The sequence below is a fragment of the Streptomyces sp. NPDC086080 genome, assembly GCF_044540255.1.
Lineage (GTDB): Bacteria > Actinomycetota > Actinomycetes > Streptomycetales > Streptomycetaceae > Streptomyces.
Genome location: NZ_JBITRU010000119.1, coordinates 1 through 1,003, shown reverse-complemented (window position 1 = coordinate 1,003; position 1,003 = coordinate 1). Strand labels below are relative to the sequence as shown.

The window sequence follows — 1,003 nt, the reverse complement described above, 5'->3', positions numbered from 1 at the left end:
CGAGGGGTCCGGGACTGGGGAAACGGGCTGTCTGACGACGCGAAAGCTACCCGCCGGTACCTTGCGGCTGGTGTCTGAGCTAGGACACCGGGGCCTGAACAAGCCGATCTCGCACGCCAGATGCATGCCGCAGGCCACCCCGCCCCCAGCATCGCAGCCATGCTCAAGGTCGCGACATCGACCATCTACCGCCTCGTACGACAGTCCCCGTACGCCGTCGAGAACGACGACTGACGGCTGGCACACCACCCCTTTCGAGCACGGGTTCAAGCGGACGGCGTGACCGGGGACCGCAGGCCGAGCCACTGCTCGGCGTCCCAGGCATGGAACCGCTCTACCTCGGTGAAGCCCAGCTTCGCCGCGAGACGCATCGAGCCGACATTGGCGGTCTGGGTGTGGAGCACCACCGGCTCGCCGGGAAGGACGCCGTCGAACCAGCCGAGTGCCGCCGCGCACGCCTCGGCGGCATACCCGAATCCCCACGCCCGCGGCAGGAACAGGTACCCGAGATCGACCTTCCCTTCGGCAGCCGGGCGACTGTGCCCCGGCGCTCTCCTGAGCAGGATCTCACCGATCATCGCCCCGTCGAGATCAACGACGAAACACCCGGGCCATTGCCCAGGCACCTCGGGCACCTCGCGCTCAAGCTCGTCCCGCGGGCGGGGGCCGCCGAGGTAGGTATGCACCTCCGGTGACGCCAGCAGCTCGATGAACGCCGCACGGTCCCGGGCCTCGGACTCACGGAGCACGAGCCGCTCCGTCTTGATCGGGGCAGGTGGCCAGGCGACGGACCCTAATTCAGTCATGACGGGCAACCTATCGGGCACCCGCACACGGGCTTTCACAACCCACGTACAAAGCCACGGCTTCGGCGTCAGATACCGCTGAAGATTCGGCGCCGCGAAGCCCTGAACCCGGATCCACCGGCTGATGTTTCGGAGGTCCGATTTCTCGCCGGGGGCTGATGGTGGTGTGGGGCACGGGTTCGAGGGCGTGCAGCGCC

The 1,003-nt window shown here is 67.9% G+C and carries 1 protein-coding gene and 1 pseudogene; one reads left to right on the top strand and one right to left on the bottom strand.

The genetic code is table 11. The features are described from left to right. Window positions 1-105 precede the first annotated feature (105 nt). Window positions 106-234 (top strand): annotated as a pseudogene (locus ACIF9R_RS38360) (helix-turn-helix domain-containing protein); the annotation flags it as partial. A gap of 32 nt (window positions 235-266) precedes the next feature. Here the strand turns inward: ACIF9R_RS38360 and ACIF9R_RS38355 are convergent. Then, window positions 267-806, bottom strand: a complete 540-nt coding sequence (locus ACIF9R_RS38355; RefSeq protein WP_399987757.1) for a GNAT family N-acetyltransferase — start codon at window positions 804-806, stop codon at window positions 267-269. Between the last annotated feature and the right edge of the window lie 197 nt (window positions 807-1,003).

Bases quoted from the DNA above. Each gene is read 5' to 3' on its own strand.
- ACIF9R_RS38355 (WP_399987757.1), bottom strand. From the start codon at position 806: ATGACTGAATTAGGGTCCGTCGCCTGGCCACCTGCCCCGATCAAGACG.